The organism is Clostridium tetanomorphum (assembly GCF_017873215.1).
In the GTDB taxonomy this organism is placed as follows: Bacteria; Bacillota; Clostridia; order Clostridiales; family Clostridiaceae; genus Clostridium_AO; species Clostridium_AO tetanomorphum.
The window spans coordinates 308,415-325,659 of record NZ_JAGGKA010000001.1 but is presented as its reverse complement, the minus strand read 5'-3'; the positions used below and the strand labels follow the sequence as shown (position 1 = coordinate 325,659).

Here is a 17,245-nt window from a genome sequence, read left to right as displayed (position 1 = left end):
GCATGGATATAAAACTTTCTATTGTTTTGTTTCCATTTTATTTACATATTGTTTTAATGAAATACATAAATTTATCTTATAATCTTTAATATTAGGGTTAATATATTCAATAAATTTTGGATATATTATTTTAGGGAGGTTTAATTTATAAATGAACAAAGTTACAGGTAAAATACTTAATCATTTAGATGTACTAAGCTTTATTTTACTTATTACAATAAAGCTTAGTTTGTGTGGTAAGGAACTGGAAACAGGATATTTTTCCTACAAAGTCATATTACCTCCAATTCTAGCATCCGTTTTGCTTTTAGCTTCTTTTTCATTTTTATTTAATAAAAAAAATAGAATTAGATTTCTTTTATTTTGCAATTTTATTATAAGTATTTTTATAATAGCTGATTTAAATTATTTTAGATATTTTAAAGATGTAATTTCTATACCTATAATTTTAAATGGTTTTCAATTAGGGGCGGTTAAATCTAGTGTTGGAAACCTATTTAAAGTTCAAGATTTATTTTATGCTTTAGATTTAACTTTATTTTTCTACTTTTATAGTAAATCTAAATATGAGAAAAAAAATACTATTCCATTTCCCCTTAGATTAATACCATTTTCATGTGTATTTTTCACAGGTGCAATTATGAATGCTATGTATTTTATAAATTTATCAAAAGAACAACCTAGATTGATAAGTACTATGTACAATAAAGTTTATATATCTAAACGACTAGGTGATTTAAACTATCATTATTTAGATGCTGTTAATTCTATAAGTAATTCAATAAGTAAAAGAACTCCTGTTTCCCAAAAAACTCAAGAAAAAGTAAAAACTTTTTTACAAAGTAATTCTGAAAAACCTACTGAAAATTTAAAAGGAGTTGGAGAAGATAAAAATTTATTAGTAATACAAGTAGAGGCTCTTCAGTCCTTTCCTATAAATCAAAAGATTAATGGTGTTGAAATAACTCCTAATTTAAATAAATGGTTAAAGAAAAGTGCTTATTTTAATAACTATTTTTATCAGACTGCTGCTGGTGGAACTTCTGATGCTGAGTTTTTATCAAATAATTCTCTTTATCCAACAGCTTCTGGTTCTGTAACTTATCTATATACAAGAAATGAATTTAATGCTATGCCAAAGGCATTTTTAAATAAAGGATATACTACAGTGGCTTTTCACGGATTTAGAGAAAGTTTTTGGAATAGAAATATAATGTATCCTAAATATGGTTTTGAAACCTTTTATGGAGAAAAAAGTTTTGATATAGATGAAGAAATAGGCTTAGGCTTAAGCGATAAATCCTTTTTTAATCAAAGTATAGAAAAAATAAAGACTTTACAACAACCTTATTACTCCTTTATGGTTACTTTGACTAGTCATTTTCCTTATGAAGACGTAAAAAAATATGGAAATTTTAATGTAGGTGATTTAGAAGGAACTTTAGTAGGTAATTATTTAAAATCTATACATTACACTGATGAACAACTAGGTATATTCTTAAATGAATTAGAAAAAGAAGGAATAACTAAAAATTCCATTATAGCATTATATGGAGATCATTATGCTATTCCTAGGGACAATGAAAAAGATTTGGCTAAATTTTTAAACAAATCAGGTTTCACTGATTTAGAATGGATGGAATTACAAAAAGTTCCTATGTTTATTCATTTTCCTGAAGATAGATATAAAGGTACTTATAGTGTGTATGGTGGTCAAATAGATCTTTATCCTACTCTAGCTAATATATTTAATCTTCCTGCTTCTAATATGATGGGAAAAGACTTGTTTAATTCTAAAGAAGGAAAAGTTATATTTAGAAATAGTTCCTTTACAGATGGAAAGGTATTTTATCTTTCTCCACAAGATAGTTACTATAATATAAAATCTGGAGAAAAATTAAAAGAAAATGATGTTCTTAAAAATTTAAAGGAATCTTCTATAAATCAATTGGAATACTCTGATTTAATACTGAAACATAACTTAATAAAAAAATTTAATGTAGAAAAAAATGAATAATATTATGAAATAATTAAATAAGATTGTACATTTTCAGTACAATCTTATTTAATAAAATTATATAACCATTTCATATATCATCTTCCCTGCTACTAAAAGAGACATAGTAACAAATATTGGTTTTATAAACTTAGCTCCTTGTTTTAAGGCAAGTTTTGTTCCAACCCTAGCACCTAAAATCATAAATATTGCCATGGGAATACCCATTATATAGTATATTTTCCCTTTTATCGCAAATAGCACTAATGAAGTGAAATTACTCATTAGATTCATAGCTTTTGCATTACCACTAGCTCGTACAAAATCAAAACCATATATTTTTATAAGTCCAAATATTAAAAATGAACCTACTCCTGGACCAAAAAATCCATCGTAAAAACCCATTGCAAAGGCAAAAGCACTTCCTATTATTAATGTCTTTTTATTTGTACCTTCAAAATTATCTTCCATTCCCACTTCTTTTGAAAAAAAGCTGTAAACGCCTACACCTAGTAACAAAAATAAAACTAGAGGTTTTAATACACTAGAATCAATAAGTAAAACTGTAGTAACACCAGTACAAGCTCCAATGAAAGTAAATGGTAATAATACCTTTAATATATTCTTGTCTATTTTTCCACATTGAGCAAACTTTGCCGTACTTACAATGGAACCGCAAGTTGCTGAAAACTTATTTGTCCCTAAAGTATAATGAGGAGGAAAACCTACAAGAAAATAAGCCGGTAAACTTATTAATCCTCCGCCACCGGCGATTGCATCTATAAATGCTGATAAAAATCCTGCTGCACATAAAAATACTATTTTGTAGACTACTGGCATGGTACTTAACATTTCAAGTCCCCCTTATAATGATACTCTAACTATGTAAATTAAAAATATATTATATTTTCTAACAATTCCATTATAACATGATATTGTAATTTTTAATATAGAAAAGAAATTTTTTGATTAAATAAAAATGAAGATCATTCTTAAAGAATAATCTTCATTTTAAAAGCTACTTAGCTAGCTCATATATAGCATGTGCATAAATTTTAGCATTCATTATTAAATCTTCAATTTCTATATATTCATTTACTTGATGATCTAAATCAGGCTTCCCTGGAAAAATTGGACCAAATGCAACTATATTAGGCATTTCTTTAGCATAGGTTCCTCCACCAATAGCCAATGGCTCTTTTCTTTCACCAGTTTGATCTGTGTATACATTAAGTAAAGTCTTAATTAATTCATGGTCTTTTGGAAAATACAATGGCTTTTGATGAGCCATATCTTCTATTCTTATTCCTGTTCCTTCCAAAGTCTTTTCAAAAGGCTTCATTAAATCATCAAATGTATATGTTACAGGATATCTTAAATTTAATCCTAGAGAAATTTTTTCAGAATCCATTTCAACAGTTCCTACATTAAAAGATAACTTCCCTGACTCTTCATCTTCTAATGCTACTCCAAAAGACTCTCCATGACATTCAAATCCTACATATTTATTAAAAAAACTAATAAGTTCATATATATCTGTGTCTTCAATTGGTAAAGATTCTAGGAATTTAAACATCTGCATTATGGCATTTATACCCAATTTTGGCAAACTTCCATGAGCTGAAACACCTACAGATTTTATAACTACCATATCACTTTTTATATGAGCTGTTAAGTTAAACTCACTACTTAACTTAAATTTTTCTAAAGCTTTTATCACAAGATCTTTTTCCTTAGCCCATATTCCTGCTTCACAGTAATCAGGAACCATATTAACTCTTTGTCCACCCTTTATATATTTTATACATATTTCTTCTGTACCTGATGTTTTTAGATCTTTAACTAAATTAAAAGATGTTATTCCTTTTTCTGCATAAATAAGAGGATATTCTGCATCTGGTGTAAAACCTGAAACTGGAGGTTTTTCTCTTTTTAAATAATATTCCATCTCTTTACTTCCAGTCTCCTCATTAGTTCCAAATATAATTCTAATTTTTTTGGATAATGGTAATTTTAAATCCTTTACAGCTTTTAATCCATATAAAGCTGCCATTATAGGACCTTTATCATCTAATGCTCCCCTACCATATATTTTTCCTTCATGTATTTCTGCACTATAAGGTGGATATTTCCATCCTTCCCCTTCTGGTACTACATCTAAATGTCCTAATACTCCTACATATTCTTCTCCTTCACCATATTCTGCGTATCCTACATATCCATCTAAATTTTTAGTTTTAAAACCTAATCTTCGTGAAATCTTCAAAGCACATTCTAATGCTTTAGATACTCCTTCTCCAAAAGGCATACCTTCTTTTCCTTCTTCTTCTACACTTTTTATTTTCATAATTTCTTGGGTGGATTCTATTAAGTCCTCTTTTAACTCATTAATTTTTCTATTTAATTCCATTTCTCTACCTCCAGTAAAAATATTGCAGTCTACCCATTGATGCTATAACTGTTATATAAAGAATTTATTATATACTAATTTTGCACTATATTTTTCCCTTTAATTATATCATAAAACACCTGATTTTATTTATAGGATAGAATTATTAATTATATTATAGCACAGTATCAGTAAGAATTAGAATATAGTTTTTGAATTTACTGTAATATTTTAACAAGCATTATAGTAAAAAGAGCAAGTAAGTTTTATCTTACTAGCTCTGTAAATTTATTCATATTACTATATTATACTTAATTTATTATATTTGATACATTATTCCTATGAAATTTTTTAAAACTTTTATAAACCTCATAAGAAATTTTACCTATTATTTCTCTTCCTTCTTTATTTGTATATAAGTTTTTTGTTAATACACAAATAATATAATTACAATATGGATAATATACTATACCTACATCATGTTCTAATTTATCTAAATCTCCAGTTTTATGAGCTACAACTAAGTCATCTGGTAAATATAATGTTAGTCTTCCATTAACTTGCTGCTTTTTTAATATCTCTATCATTATATTGCTATATTCTTTATCTACTATCTCTCCTTTATATAGCATTTCTAAAATAGTACACATATCTAAAGCTGTAGTTAAATTTTCTTTACCCATTTTTACTGCTTCAGAATCCATCATTTTTCTCTGAAGTCTTGTATTATTTAACTTTAATTCATTAGCTATTTTATTTATATTATCCATTCCTAACATATCTATTAATATATTTGTAGCTGTATTATCACTTATTATAATCATAAGAGTTATAATTTCTATTAAGGTAAAGTTATGATCCTTATTTAACTCTTTTAATATTCCGTCCCCCCCACACTTTTCTTCAGTAGATATAATTATTTTATCTTTTAAATTTCTTTTTCCTTCTTTAACTTCCTGCATTGCTGTAACCATAATAAGCAATTTAATTGTACTAGCTGAAGGAAATACTTCTTTTTCATTTATCATAATAGTAGAATTACTTTCTAGATTTTTTATAGCTACTGCTATATCTCCTTTTGAATTATTAATTATATCTTCAATTAAATTTTCCAATTCCATAAATTTACCCCCTTAACCAAAAAATGCTCTTACAAATATAAGTAGTACATTAGCTATAACTACAGTTACTCCAAATTTGACCATATTCTTCAAGTCCTTAGATCTAGCAAGACCCATTTGCCCAAGCATATCCGCCTCTGGATAAGCAAAAGAAGTTATTTGAGAGCCAACAAGGATAATCATGGCCCAAAGTCCTGTAGATATTCCTAAACTTTCTACAAATCCTTTAAACATTTTATCCATTACTACTGACTGAGCTACTGCTGCTCCTCCAATTCCAAATATACCTGTTAGTGTAGATACTAATGAAAATACTATTTTATTTCCTGAAGCTAATAATGGTTTTAATAAATCTACTAAAGCTTTAAATGCACCTGATTCTTCTATAAAGGTTATGAAGGGATTAAATAAAACAAACATTATAAATAGCCACATCATACGGGATGCACCTTCTACTAAAGTTTCAAAAATGTCATTTAACTTTAGTTTAGCTGATATTCCTGTAACAATAGCAGCTACAAACATAACTACTACAGCATAAGAAGCACCACTCTTCACATAAATACCATAGATAATTAAAAGAGTTAAGGTTATTAAAAAAGCGTAGGTAGCTTTTTTTACTTCATTAGTAACTTGTTTATCTACATCAATACTTTCAACATTTTCATATGCATAAACTCCCTTAGTATCCTTTTGAATCTTATTAGACATTATATAAGTTATGATTAGACACACTGCGGTTACAGGCAATCCTGCTGCCACAAGATATTGTCCATAACTTAATCCTGTTAATCCCATTATAGTTACTACTTGTGGTGAAAAAGGACCTATAAAAAGTCCTGTAAGACCTGCCCCCATAAAAATTGCGGATAAACAAGATGGTGTTATGCCAATTGCAGCAACTAAAGGTATTACTATAGGTGCTATTATGGCATTTGCTCCTGCAAGAGTTCCAAGCAATGCAGTTAAAATCATAGAAGTTGCCATAGCAGCTAGTACTGCTTTTTTCTCAGTATTTATTCCTATTTTCTTCATAACAGTTCTAACAATATTCTCAGCAACTCCAGTTTTCTTAAGAATAGCACCTAGTGCAGATCCAAGCATTATAATAAATCCTACTAAAGATAAAAAAGATCCTAATGATTCGGCTATTACCGAACCCATTCCTAGTAAAGGCTTATTAGTTAAAATTGCTGTAATAATAACACATACAAGAACGTTAAGAATAGGATTTATATCCTTAAAAGCGAATATAATATAAAGTATTAAAGGTAATAAAGCAACTAGTGGTGACATACCAAATAACATATGAAATACCCCCTTTTCATGTTTTTGGCTTTAATATAACATCTCCCCATGAATATAAATTTGAAAAATAGTATTAGTATATTCTATTTTTTATCAAAGTATCTTATACCATTTACTTTTTTTATCCCAAGTCCTGCTTCTTCATTTAACGTGATTTTGTACTCATTAAAAGTTGCCCCTCCTTCTATAGGATCTTCGCTACAAAGAACAGGCCCATCCAAATCGATTTTTGTTATTACACTCTTAGCTGCTGCTAAATGTACTGCAGCATTTACACTTACTTTTGCTTCTAGCATACATCCTATCATGCACTCTACTCCATAAATTTCTGCTAAAGAACATATCTTAAGAGCGTTATAAATTCCTCCTGTTTTCATAAGTTTTATATTTATAATATCCGCTGCTCTTCTCTGTAATATATTTAATGCATCTTCTGGTGAAAACACACTTTCATCTGCTAATACTGGCATAGATATATTATCTGTAACAAATTTTAATCCTTCTATATCATGAGCTAGAACAGGTTGTTCTACAAATTCTATATCTAAAGCCTCATCCTCCATTTTTCTTAGTGCTTTTACTGCTTCCTTTGGGTTCCATCCTTGATTTGCATCAATCCTAAGTTTAACATCATATCCTACAGCCTCTCTTATTGCTTTCATTCTCTTTAGATCCATTTTAGAGTCTTTTCCTACTTTAATTTTTAATGTACCATATCCTCTTTTGACTGCATCTACACTATCTCTTGCCATTTCCTCTGGATCATTAACACTTATGGTTATATCTGTAATTATCTCATTTCTATACCCTCCTAATAATTTATACAGTGGTGCATTGTATAACTGTCCATAAAGATCAAATAAAGCTATATCAATAGCTGCCTTTGCACTTGTATTTTTTATTAAAGATTTGTCTAGTTTAATCATTAATTGTTGAAAATTTTCTATATCCATTCCTATTATATTCTTCTCTATATGTTCTTCTATGGCTCCAACTATAGCTCCTTTAGTATCACCAGTAATAACCCCAGTAGGAGGTGCTTCTCCAAAACCAATATTTCCTGTATCTGTATGGACTTCTACTATTATGTCTTCTACACTATTTACAGTTCTTAATGCAGTTTTAAAAGGCTTTCTAAGTGGTACTGAAATTTCCCCTATTTTAATATCTGTAATTTTCATTTTCATTACCTCCTGAAAATAATATTAAAAAATCCAGTAAAAGCATAACATATCTATACTTTTACTGGATTTCATTTACTTTAATGTAATTTAAAATTTACATCTCATTAAATAAAGCAGTAATTTAAAAATACTTATTTTTTATTTCAATATACTTTTTTACTGCATCTTTATATGCAACTACAATAGCTCTTTGAGAAGAACCATGGTATCTTTTTTTTATTTCTTCTTCTGTAATAGAATTTTGTCCTAAAAGTTTTTTTTCTATAAATAAACTCCTAACAAATTCATCAGTAGTCCTAATAGTAGAAGAGCAACTTAAATCTACTATAGTATCGCTTTCTACATCTACTACAAAACCAATAAAAAAGGAATTAAATTGATTGGTAATAGCATTGTCTGAGTTAGTTTTTGAATTACCTACTACATATATGGTACTTTCCCCATACATTAATACCACCTCGAAATATTATAAATTTATAAATTCTTTAGCAGTAGTTATTTCGTCTAAATAAGTTGTACCATCTTCATTAAGCCCCAATTTTACAGGAGTAACCATAACTTGACCTGCTTTATAATATTTATACTTTCCATCATCTTGTTTATTATAGTATCCTGAGAAATCGTGTATCATATAATATTCCCCATTATATTTTCCTAAATAAATCATAGTATGCCCAGGCATATATAATACTCCCCCAGGATTCAAATCATCAAGAATATCTTCTCTTTCCTGAATATGCATATATCTATTCATTTCATATACTTTTCCTACATTATTATTTTCTTGCTCTGATGTATTTCTTGGAAGTTTTATTCCTATTGTTCTATAAACATCCATTACAAAGGCAGAACAATCTCTTCCATTGAACATTCCACCCCAACCATATCTCTCTCCTAAGAATTTAAAGCACTGATTTAAAATTGATCTTTTCCTATATATTAAATATCCCTCATTAACATCTTCTGACCTAGAAATCATAGCCAATTTCAATGCCATATTTCCCGACTTACCTCTTACCGGAATTTTTATTACATAGTTTCCTACAGTACTTTGTCCATATAACTCATCTTTAATTTCATATTTTGATGCTAAAGGTATTCTAACTCCCATATCAAATTTTACTTCTGATATCTCTGGAGCTAATGGATTATATACAGTAAACACTCTTTTGCCAGTAGTTACTAAAAAACTTTTATTGTTTACATAGCTAAATAAGTTTTCTTTAGTTGTTAAAGCAACATCTTTAGCTGGAATCCAAGCTAGATAATTATACATTTGAGCAAAATACCACTGTTTATCTTTACTTTCACTTAATATAACTAAAGGCTCTATAGGATAAACTGCTGTTTCCATTAATCTGTCAAATTCATAATTATCTCCTTCTTTAAAAAGCATGTCATAAGTAGGATATGTCTTCATTAAAGTTCTTCTAACTGTAATACCATACTTAACATTATTTACAGGCTGCAACCCATTTAAATTCAAATTCTCTTTTAAATTACTATAATATGCATCTGTTATTAGCTTTCCATTCTTATCATATCTTGGATATTTAGATGGCTTGCTTAAATTTAAAATCTTTTTTGTTAGTTCATCCTTAGTAAATGAAGTTTTATATTTTTCCAAATCTACTACTTCATCTATTTCCTTTTCTATTTTCATATTAAGCTGTTCAATTTCTCTTTTATCCATAATAGTTTTATTTACATCTAGTGTATTGTTTATCCAAAAATCTGCTCCCATCATTTCCTCTTTCACCTTAGGCATATTACTACTAAAATCATTTATTCCAGCAAAAACCGTAGTAGTCATCATAAAAGAAAATATAATAGATAAAATACTTCTAATTTTTATTTTTTTCATATTGTTTCACTTCCCCCCATACTATATATTCAAATCTATATTTATATTATCGATAGTATTTTCCCTACCAATAGTCCTCCACCAGTACCAACTATATATCCCATTAAAGCCATTAATACTCCAATAGGCACTAATGCCTCACTATAAGCAGCAGCTAAAATTGGTGCCGAAGCCACTCCCCCTATATTAGCAAGACTTGCAACTCCACAAGTAAATAAGTCTAATTTAAATAATTTAGCAGATATCATAAGAACAATTGCATGAATTCCTAATATTACAAAACCTGATATTATATATATAGGTGCCTTTGTAAGCTCTGCAAAATTTGCTCTTGAAGCAATCAAAGCCACTATTGTATATAACATTATATTTGATAACTCTGACGCTCCTGGAACTTTTGCTAAAGATGTCATTGCAAAAATTATTCCTAGCAATGTAGCTATAAGAACTGTCCAAGTACTCCCTTGGAAAAATTGAGTTTGTGGCAATTTCCCTCCTAAGTATGTTGAAATAGCTGATACTAATAAGCTTGTTCCTAGCAAAATCATAAGATCAGAAAACTGGATTTCCTTTCTTATATTTTCTTTATCTTTACTTAACTTTTCTCCTATTTCATCAATAAGTTTTGTATCAGTTTTTGTCCATTTATTAAATTTAGCAGAAAAGGATACTAACCATAATAAAAACATTACCCATATGGAATAGTTTATAGAATCCATAAGAAGTGTATATCCGAGCTTCGCATCGGGAACCTTTAGAGCTGTCTGAACAGCTACCATATTACCTGTTCCCCCCATCCAACTTCCACAAAGGGCAGCAAAAGCTTTCCATGTATCCGCTTCATAAAAACCCTTAAAGATAGCATAAGTTATTATGAATCCAATAGCTATACTTACTGAAGCTGAAAAAAATCCAATAAGCATTTTAGGCCCAAGTTTTAATATCTTTCTCATATCACATCTTAATAACATTAAAAAAATCATAGCAGGCAATAAGTTGTTTTTAAGTCCCTTATAAACTGCAGTTATCTCTTTATTATTTTGCCAAACTCCAAAAGTAGATAAAAGCATAGCAGTAAAATAAAGTAACACAATGGCTGGTACATAGTTAAAAAATTTTGATTTAGATTTTTTTTCTACTAATACTAACATACTAGCAAAAAAAATTAAAAATGCCACATAAGTAAAACTTTTTGTAATCATGAATTTCCCCCTTTTATTTTTGATTACTTTTTAGTCTTATTTATTAATAATTTATTCCCCCATATCTAAGTTGCTACTTATTTAGCTAATTCGTAAATAGCTGCCCCCATTATCTGTACATTTTTTATTAAGGAATCTATTTCTATATATTCATCTGGTTGATGTTCTACTTTAGGTTGTCCTCTAAATACTGGTCCAAAAGCTACAATGTTTTCCATAGCTTTAGCATAAGTTCCCCCACCTATTGCTATAAGCTCAGCCTTTTCTCCCATTTTTTCTTCATATACTTTTTGAAGTTTTTTTATAAACTCTGTATCTGCAGGCACATAAAGACTTTTTTTATGTCTCATATATACTTCTTTCATTTTTCCTAAATCTATCTTTTCTTTAAAATTATCTATAAAATCTTCATATTTTTTAGTAACAGGATATCTCATATTTATTTCTATACTTATTTCCTCTTCATTTCCCCATATAGTTCCTAAATTAAAAATGAATTTACCTGATATATCATCTTCTAAATAGATTCCTAATTTCCTTCCTTCTAAATCAAATCCAATATACTCATTCATAAAGTCTATAAACTCTTTTATATCCCCTTTAAAATCTAGTTTGCCTAAAAATAATAGAAGATGTGAAATAGCATTTTTCCCTTTTTGTGGTGTACTTCCATGAGCAGAGATACCAAAAGATTTTATTAAAATAGAATCTTCTTTTCTTTCTATTTTAATTCCATTTATATCTTTTGCTAATTCTAATATATGTTCTAATTTATTATTATCTACATAGACTACTGCTTCTGAATAATCTGGTACTACATTAGGAGCAATGCCTCCCCTTATGGATTTTAAAATTATATCTCCTTCTGTGTTTAAACTTCTTTTATATTTACAAGTTACAATTCCTTTTTCTGCATTTATTATTGGATATTCTGAATCTGGAGTAAAGCCAGCTACTGGAATCTCTTCACCTTTTTCTACATAATGTTTCACACAATTACTACCTGTTTCTTCATTTAATCCAAATATAACTCTAACTCTTCTTTTTAGAGGAAGATTTAAATCTTTTATTGCTTTTAATGCATAAAGTGCTCCTATAGTCGGCCCTTTATCATCAGTGGTTCCTCTTCCATATATTTTTCCTTCATGAATTTCTGCTGCATAAGGAGGATAAGTCCATCCATCACCTTCTGGAACTACATCTAGATGTCCAAGTACTGCTACCATCTCATCTCCTTCACCATACTCTGCATATCCTATCATATTATCAACGTTTACAGTTTTAAATCCCAAGCTTTTAGAAAGGTTTAAGCAATTCTGTAAAGCCTTATGTACTCCCTCTCCAAAAGGCATACCTTCCTTTGCTTCTTCTTCTACACTCTTAATTTTTACTGATTCTTGTACACTTTTTATAATCTCTTCTTTCATTTCAAGTATTTTTTTATCTAGCATAATATCACTCCTCAAAATTAGTATTTACTATTAAGTTACTAATTAATTCTAAATTTGTCAAATTTAAAAGCCCAATAAATGACTTTCATCATTTACTGGGCTTTGCTTACGATAATGCTTTTGGCATCTAAATAAACAGAGCAGTAAACACAAAAATATTTTATGTTTAATATTATTATATTATGAAAAAATGGCAAAATCAATATATTTTAGAAATTTTCTGAATATAAGGCACTGTTGATATTATATTTTTTTAATGATATATTTTAATTTAGTAATTCCATTAAATAATTCTAAAACCGCCTAAATTAGTTATGAATGGTAGTTATAGAATAAAATTTATACTAATGGAATAAATATTAATTTTATTTCTATAAGGACGTGATTTTTTGGAACTAATAAAAATAAAAGGAAATACCTACTACATAAATGCCCCTACTAATATAGGTGTTTACATATTTAAGAATAAAAATTGTATTTTAATAGATACAGGTATAAATACATCACATGCAAAGAAAATTGATGAAGTATTAATTGAAAATGGACTTCATCCAAAATATATTGTAAATACTCATAATCATATAGATCATTGTGGTGGAAATCATTATTTCCAAAATAATTATCCAGGATGTTTAGTATATACTTCTGCTAAGGAAAAATTATTTATGGAAAATATTGAGCTCTGTCCCCAAATGTTATATGGTTCTCTTCCTATAAAAGGCTTGTATAGAGTGAATAAATCTTTTACTGTAGATTTTGTTTTAGATTATGGTATTAATAAAATAAATGATGAAAAATTTCAAGTACTACCTTTAAAAGGCCACACGGATGAACAAATAGGCTTTATAACCCCTGAAAAAGTTTGTTTTTTAGGAGATTCCATTTTTAGCCATGAAATTATAGAAAAATACTCCTTACCATATCTATATGATATAGAAGAAAGTATAAAAACTTTAAAAAGTATAAAAGAAATAGATGCAGACTTTTTTTTAGTAGGTCATAGTAATAACTTGTTAGATAAATCAGAGATTCCCGCTTTAGTCCATAAAAACTTAAAAAACATTGAAAATTATATAGATCAAATTTTAGAATTATTAGATCAGCCTTTAACAAAAGAAGATCTTCTTCAAAACATTGTTATATTAAATGATTTACCCATGAATTTTACACAATACCATTTAAATCTTTCTGCTGTATCTGCATTTATAAGTTATCTTTATAATAAAGATTTAGTAGACTCTTCTATTGAAGATGGTAAGTTATATTTTTTTAAAAAAGCTTAGAAATAGGCTATCCCATTAAGAATAAATCGTACAACATATTGTGTTTGTCATTGATTTTCAAAGCAATATGTTGTATGTAAATTTCTTAATGTGACAGCCTATTTTTATATAAATCTATTTTCGGTATGTATATAGAGGTAATGTATGTAAGATAAATATCAATATTTTATTTTTGTAAATTTCCCATTGTATAATACTCCAAAACCCTTATCATAGTATGCTACAATTTTCCCTTTATATTTAATTTCTTTTCCTAAAGAAACTCCTATTATAGCACTTTTAGCTTTATCATTTATATATACTTTTCCGCTTTTTAATATTTTAATATCCTCACTTTTACAAGGATTATCTATATTTATCCTATTCCATTTTTTATCTTCATCATCTATATTATCATAGTATATACTCTCTATTTTTTCTTCCTCATTTATACTTCCTAAATATATTACATCTTGATTATCTACTCCTAATAAGCAAAGTCTTTTTGTATCAGGTATGCTTATTGAATTTTGTTTATCTGCTACTCTAATTTTTCCATATCTTAAATCTTCATAAATCATTGTATCATCTCTATTTAGAATATTTATATTTCCAATCTTTAAATATCCTTTATATTTTTCTGTTTGTGACATAATGTTTAACCTATATATATTAGATCTTTCATTATTAGTTTCTACTTTAACATATGACACCCCAGTTAACGTAGACATAACTATATCTTGAATATTATATTTAGAATTAGCTAAAGGAATATTAATTTTATTATAGTGATTATCTAAAACCTCCTCTTTATGGTTTTTATCTTTATCATAAGAATATAACTTCATATAACTTTGTCCATTTTCTTTTATATGTTTTTCAAAGATATACATTCTAGCTCTATCTGGTAACCAAGTATAATAGTTTAACTCTCCTAAAGATGACTCTACACTTGTTTTCTCCCCATTTAAAGTATTTATTATTTCTATATTTCCATTCTTTATATATGAAACATACTTTCCGTCATGAGATAATTGAATTTTATTAATATTCTCATCCATAGGAATTTCTAAATTATCTATTTTTTTTTCTTCCTTTTCTACAACTTTTTCTATTTTATAATTTCCATTGCGTCTTAAGTATATTTTATCTACATACAAAAGCCCCATTAATTCTATAGATAAAGGCAATATACTCCAAATAATAATTCTTTTACCCAACTTCATATTAAGCACTCTCCTCAGGGTTCTACATAAAAACTTGTAGCTACTGTTCTTTCTCCATCTCTATTACATGGATTATTTATTACTTCCCCTTTATAATAAATTGTAGAAGAAGATCCTCCATCTAAACTTCCTGCATTGCATACTCCTTGTTTAAGCAAAATATCTTGAACATCTCTCAATGTTGCACCTTCTTTAAAAAGCCTTCTGCCATCTATAACAAGAAATACTACAGTACCATCTTCTTTCTGTCCTATAGCAGTTCTAGGCTGCACACCTTGTCCACCATCATCATCTATTAAAGGCTCTCCATTCATTATTAAAGTTTTATTAAAGGATAAAGCTTCCTTTACATTAAGTTCTTCAAGTTCTTTTAAACTTCTCTGTCCAACAATTAGTTTTCCTTTTTCATCAAAAGCCATGACATCTACTTCTTTATTATCCTTTAGATTACACCATTTTTTCTCTCCACCTGATATTACTATGCCTTCTGGATATGCACCAGTTCCAACCCACTCTTTTCCACTTTTATTTTGGTCATAGAATCCACCTCCATTAATAGCAGCTAATGCACCCTTTTCTTCTGCCATTTCACTAACTCTTTGACCTTGTACTTTCATTTTATTTGTATATGCAACTTTTACTTTTTTAGGATTTTTTATTTCCAATAGGTATCCATCAAATCTGTCTTGATGAATATCATATCTTTCAATACTATTATCATTAGTATCTTTAATCTTTATATTATCAAAATTTTGCTTTATATCTTTTTCTTTTTTCTTATCTTTATGTAATATTTTATCTATATCCTCTTTAGACAAAAATAAAGTTGCTATATATTGGTGCTTAAATGTATACATAGCAGTTCCAACTAAAGTCTTTTTTACATTTTGAAAAGGTCCATAAAACACTAATATTGGCGCTGTAATCAATACAAATATAATCTCATATATTAAAAAAATACTTATTAGCTTTCCAGAACTTTTTCTTTTATTTTTTCTGCTGACCCTTTTTAACAAATCACCACTTCCTTTATTTAAAATAAAATATGTACATCTTACTTTTTTCTTCTTTATTTTCGTAAAAAGCTGCTATAAGCTTATTATTATCTTCACTCCAATTTAAAGTAGAATTTTTTATATTTAAATTTTTATATAACATTACACTATGGCTTATACTATTTTTATATATTTTGGCTGCATAGAGAGTATTATTTCCCTCTTTATCTTTAACTACATAAGCTATATTTTTCCTATCATTAGAGAGTTTAAACAATATAACTTCTTCATTTAAAATAGTTTTTATATCTTTAGTTTTTATATTATATAAATATAATGCTTTATCTCCCCAAAACTTACCGGAAAATATGAAATTATCTCCATCTATTCCTTCTATTTTATTTATATTTCCTTTAAATATTAAATTTAATTTATATGGCTTATCTAAGTTTAAATGATAAATATAGCTATTAAATTCTTCATCTGATTTAAAGCTTTGAATAAATATGTTCTTACAATCCTTTGCTACAGATATTTCATGAATGTTGCCTATATTCTTCAACTGTTTAGCTTCTAATATTTCCTTTGTAGTATTATTATTTAAATCTTGAAAAAAGAGAGTACTTTTCATTCCAATATATCCACTACTATCTGGCATCCATTTTACAAAAGTTTTATAAGAAATATTTATATTTTCCTTATCTTTAACGTTATATATAAAACTTTTATTTTTTTCTACTATTTTAATCTCTCTTTGTAATATTTCATCTCCTTCACTATAAAAAATTCTTTTTTTATCTGGCGAAGAAATTATAAATCTTTGACTTTTATTATGAACAGGTTTTATTTTTTCTTCTTTTAAAGATTTCAAATTAAATTTATTTAATTGAAAATAATTTAATTTTTCATCATTTACATCTAAAAAGGTGTCCTTACTATTTCTAGATGCATAAACTATATTTTCATCATCTATAAAATCACAAGAATCACATTCTTCATTAAAAGGAACTTTATCTACTTTTTCTAATGTCATCTTCTCTTCTCTGTCACTACTTAATATGTCTTCATTAAAATTTATATCGTCTAATACCACTATCTTATCAAATCCTGTTTTCTCATATCTAAAGGTAAATATAATAAAAAACAACGTAATCAAACTCACAGTAATTAAAATATTTCTTATTAATATCTTCACTAATTTCCTCCTGTTGTTTATATATCTAATTTTAAACTATCAATGTTTCAGA

General features: G+C 27.7%; 14 protein-coding genes. 2 read left to right on the top strand and 12 right to left on the bottom strand.

Translation table 11 applies throughout. The features are described from left to right. Positions 1–151: 151 nt before the first annotated feature. Positions 152–2,017, top strand: a complete 1,866-nt coding sequence (locus J2Z24_RS01635; RefSeq protein WP_035150277.1) for an LTA synthase family protein — start codon at positions 152–154, stop codon at positions 2,015–2,017. Between the two features lie 57 nt (positions 2,018–2,074). Here the strand turns inward: J2Z24_RS01635 and J2Z24_RS01630 are convergent, their stop codons facing one another. From J2Z24_RS01630 to pepV (J2Z24_RS01590), 9 genes are all read right to left on the bottom strand, one after another. Continuing rightward, entirely contained in the window at positions 2,075–2,848 is a 774-nt protein-coding gene (locus J2Z24_RS01630) for a sulfite exporter TauE/SafE family protein (protein ID WP_085059132.1), read from the bottom strand. Positions 2,849–3,014: 166 nt separating this feature from the next. Further along, positions 3,015–4,406 (bottom strand): dipeptidase PepV, encoded by a 1,392-nt coding sequence (gene pepV, locus J2Z24_RS01625; protein ID WP_035150276.1) that lies wholly within the window; start codon positions 4,404–4,406, stop codon positions 3,015–3,017. A gap of 290 nt (positions 4,407–4,696) precedes the next feature. Then, complete coding sequence (locus tag J2Z24_RS01620) at positions 4,697–5,506, bottom strand: serine hydrolase (protein ID WP_035150275.1); 810 nt, start codon at positions 5,504–5,506, stop codon at positions 4,697–4,699. Between the two features lie 12 nt (positions 5,507–5,518). Further along, positions 5,519–6,814, bottom strand: coding sequence for a GntT/GntP/DsdX family permease (locus J2Z24_RS01615; RefSeq protein WP_035150274.1), 1,296 nt, complete (start codon positions 6,812–6,814; stop codon positions 5,519–5,521). A gap of 83 nt (positions 6,815–6,897) precedes the next feature. After that, positions 6,898–7,995, bottom strand: a complete 1,098-nt coding sequence (locus tag J2Z24_RS01610) for a dipeptide epimerase (RefSeq protein ID WP_035150273.1) — start codon at positions 7,993–7,995, stop codon at positions 6,898–6,900. Positions 7,996–8,119: 124 nt separating this feature from the next. Further along, on the bottom strand, positions 8,120–8,446 hold the full coding sequence (locus J2Z24_RS01605) for a DUF3870 domain-containing protein (protein ID WP_035150271.1): 327 nt from the start codon (positions 8,444–8,446) through the stop codon (positions 8,120–8,122). 18 nt (positions 8,447–8,464) lie between these two features. Further along, on the bottom strand, positions 8,465–9,862 hold the full coding sequence (locus tag J2Z24_RS01600) for a C40 family peptidase (protein ID WP_051593379.1): 1,398 nt from the start codon (positions 9,860–9,862) through the stop codon (positions 8,465–8,467). A 41-nt stretch (positions 9,863–9,903) separates the two neighbouring features. Further along, positions 9,904–11,064: a DUF819 family protein gene (locus J2Z24_RS01595; RefSeq protein ID WP_035150268.1), complete on the bottom strand. Its 1,161-nt coding sequence runs from the start codon at positions 11,062–11,064 to the stop codon at positions 9,904–9,906. A 77-nt stretch (positions 11,065–11,141) separates the two neighbouring features. Beyond that, the gene (gene pepV / locus J2Z24_RS01590) at positions 11,142–12,518 is read right to left on the bottom strand and encodes a dipeptidase PepV (protein WP_035150488.1); all 1,377 of its coding nucleotides are present in this window, start codon (positions 12,516–12,518) and stop codon (positions 11,142–11,144) included. Between the two features lie 386 nt (positions 12,519–12,904). Here pepV (J2Z24_RS01590) and J2Z24_RS01585 point away from each other — a divergent pair, with 386 nt between their 5' ends. After that, positions 12,905–13,798: an MBL fold metallo-hydrolase gene (locus J2Z24_RS01585; RefSeq protein ID WP_035150265.1), complete on the top strand. Its 894-nt coding sequence runs from the start codon at positions 12,905–12,907 to the stop codon at positions 13,796–13,798. Between the two features lie 158 nt (positions 13,799–13,956). On the opposite strand, the gene J2Z24_RS01580 is transcribed toward J2Z24_RS01585, so the two are convergent. From J2Z24_RS01580 to J2Z24_RS01570, 3 genes are read right to left on the bottom strand one after another with little or no spacing between them, the layout of a single operon-like run. Then, entirely contained in the window at positions 13,957–15,003 is a 1,047-nt protein-coding gene (locus J2Z24_RS01580; RefSeq protein WP_035150262.1) for a hypothetical protein, read from the bottom strand. Positions 15,004–15,017: 14 nt separating this feature from the next. Then, the gene (locus J2Z24_RS01575; RefSeq protein ID WP_035150258.1) at positions 15,018–16,043 is read right to left on the bottom strand and encodes a phosphodiester glycosidase family protein; all 1,026 of its coding nucleotides are present in this window, start codon (positions 16,041–16,043) and stop codon (positions 15,018–15,020) included. Then, on the bottom strand, positions 16,033–17,193 hold the full coding sequence (locus J2Z24_RS01570; RefSeq protein WP_035150256.1) for a hypothetical protein: 1,161 nt from the start codon (positions 17,191–17,193) through the stop codon (positions 16,033–16,035). The genes J2Z24_RS01575 and J2Z24_RS01570 overlap by 11 nt, the downstream gene beginning before the upstream one ends. Between the last annotated feature and the right edge of the window lie 52 nt (positions 17,194–17,245).

Excerpts from the sequence above, each read along its gene's own strand:
- J2Z24_RS01595 (WP_035150268.1), bottom strand. The coding sequence starts at position 11,064 with ATGATTACAAAAAGTTTTACTTATGTGGCATTTTTAATTTTTTTTGCT.
- J2Z24_RS01615 (WP_035150274.1), bottom strand. The coding sequence starts at position 6,814 with ATGTTATTTGGTATGTCACCACTAGTTGCTTTATTACCTTTAATACTT.
- J2Z24_RS01620 (WP_035150275.1), bottom strand. The coding sequence starts at position 5,506 with ATGGAATTGGAAAATTTAATTGAAGATATAATTAATAATTCAAAAGGA.
- J2Z24_RS01580 (WP_035150262.1), bottom strand. The coding sequence starts at position 15,003 with ATGAAGTTGGGTAAAAGAATTATTATTTGGAGTATATTGCCTTTATCT.
- J2Z24_RS01610 (WP_035150273.1), bottom strand. The coding sequence starts at position 7,995 with ATGAAAATTACAGATATTAAAATAGGGGAAATTTCAGTACCACTTAGA.
- J2Z24_RS01600 (WP_051593379.1), bottom strand. The coding sequence starts at position 9,862 with ATGAAAAAAATAAAAATTAGAAGTATTTTATCTATTATATTTTCTTTT.
- J2Z24_RS01630 (WP_085059132.1), bottom strand. The coding sequence starts at position 2,848 with ATGTTAAGTACCATGCCAGTAGTCTACAAAATAGTATTTTTATGTGCA.
- pepV (WP_035150276.1), bottom strand. The coding sequence starts at position 4,406 with ATGGAATTAAATAGAAAAATTAATGAGTTAAAAGAGGACTTAATAGAA.
- J2Z24_RS01605 (WP_035150271.1), bottom strand. The coding sequence starts at position 8,446 with ATGTATGGGGAAAGTACCATATATGTAGTAGGTAATTCAAAAACTAAC.
- J2Z24_RS01635 (WP_035150277.1), top strand. The coding sequence starts at position 152 with ATGAACAAAGTTACAGGTAAAATACTTAATCATTTAGATGTACTAAGC.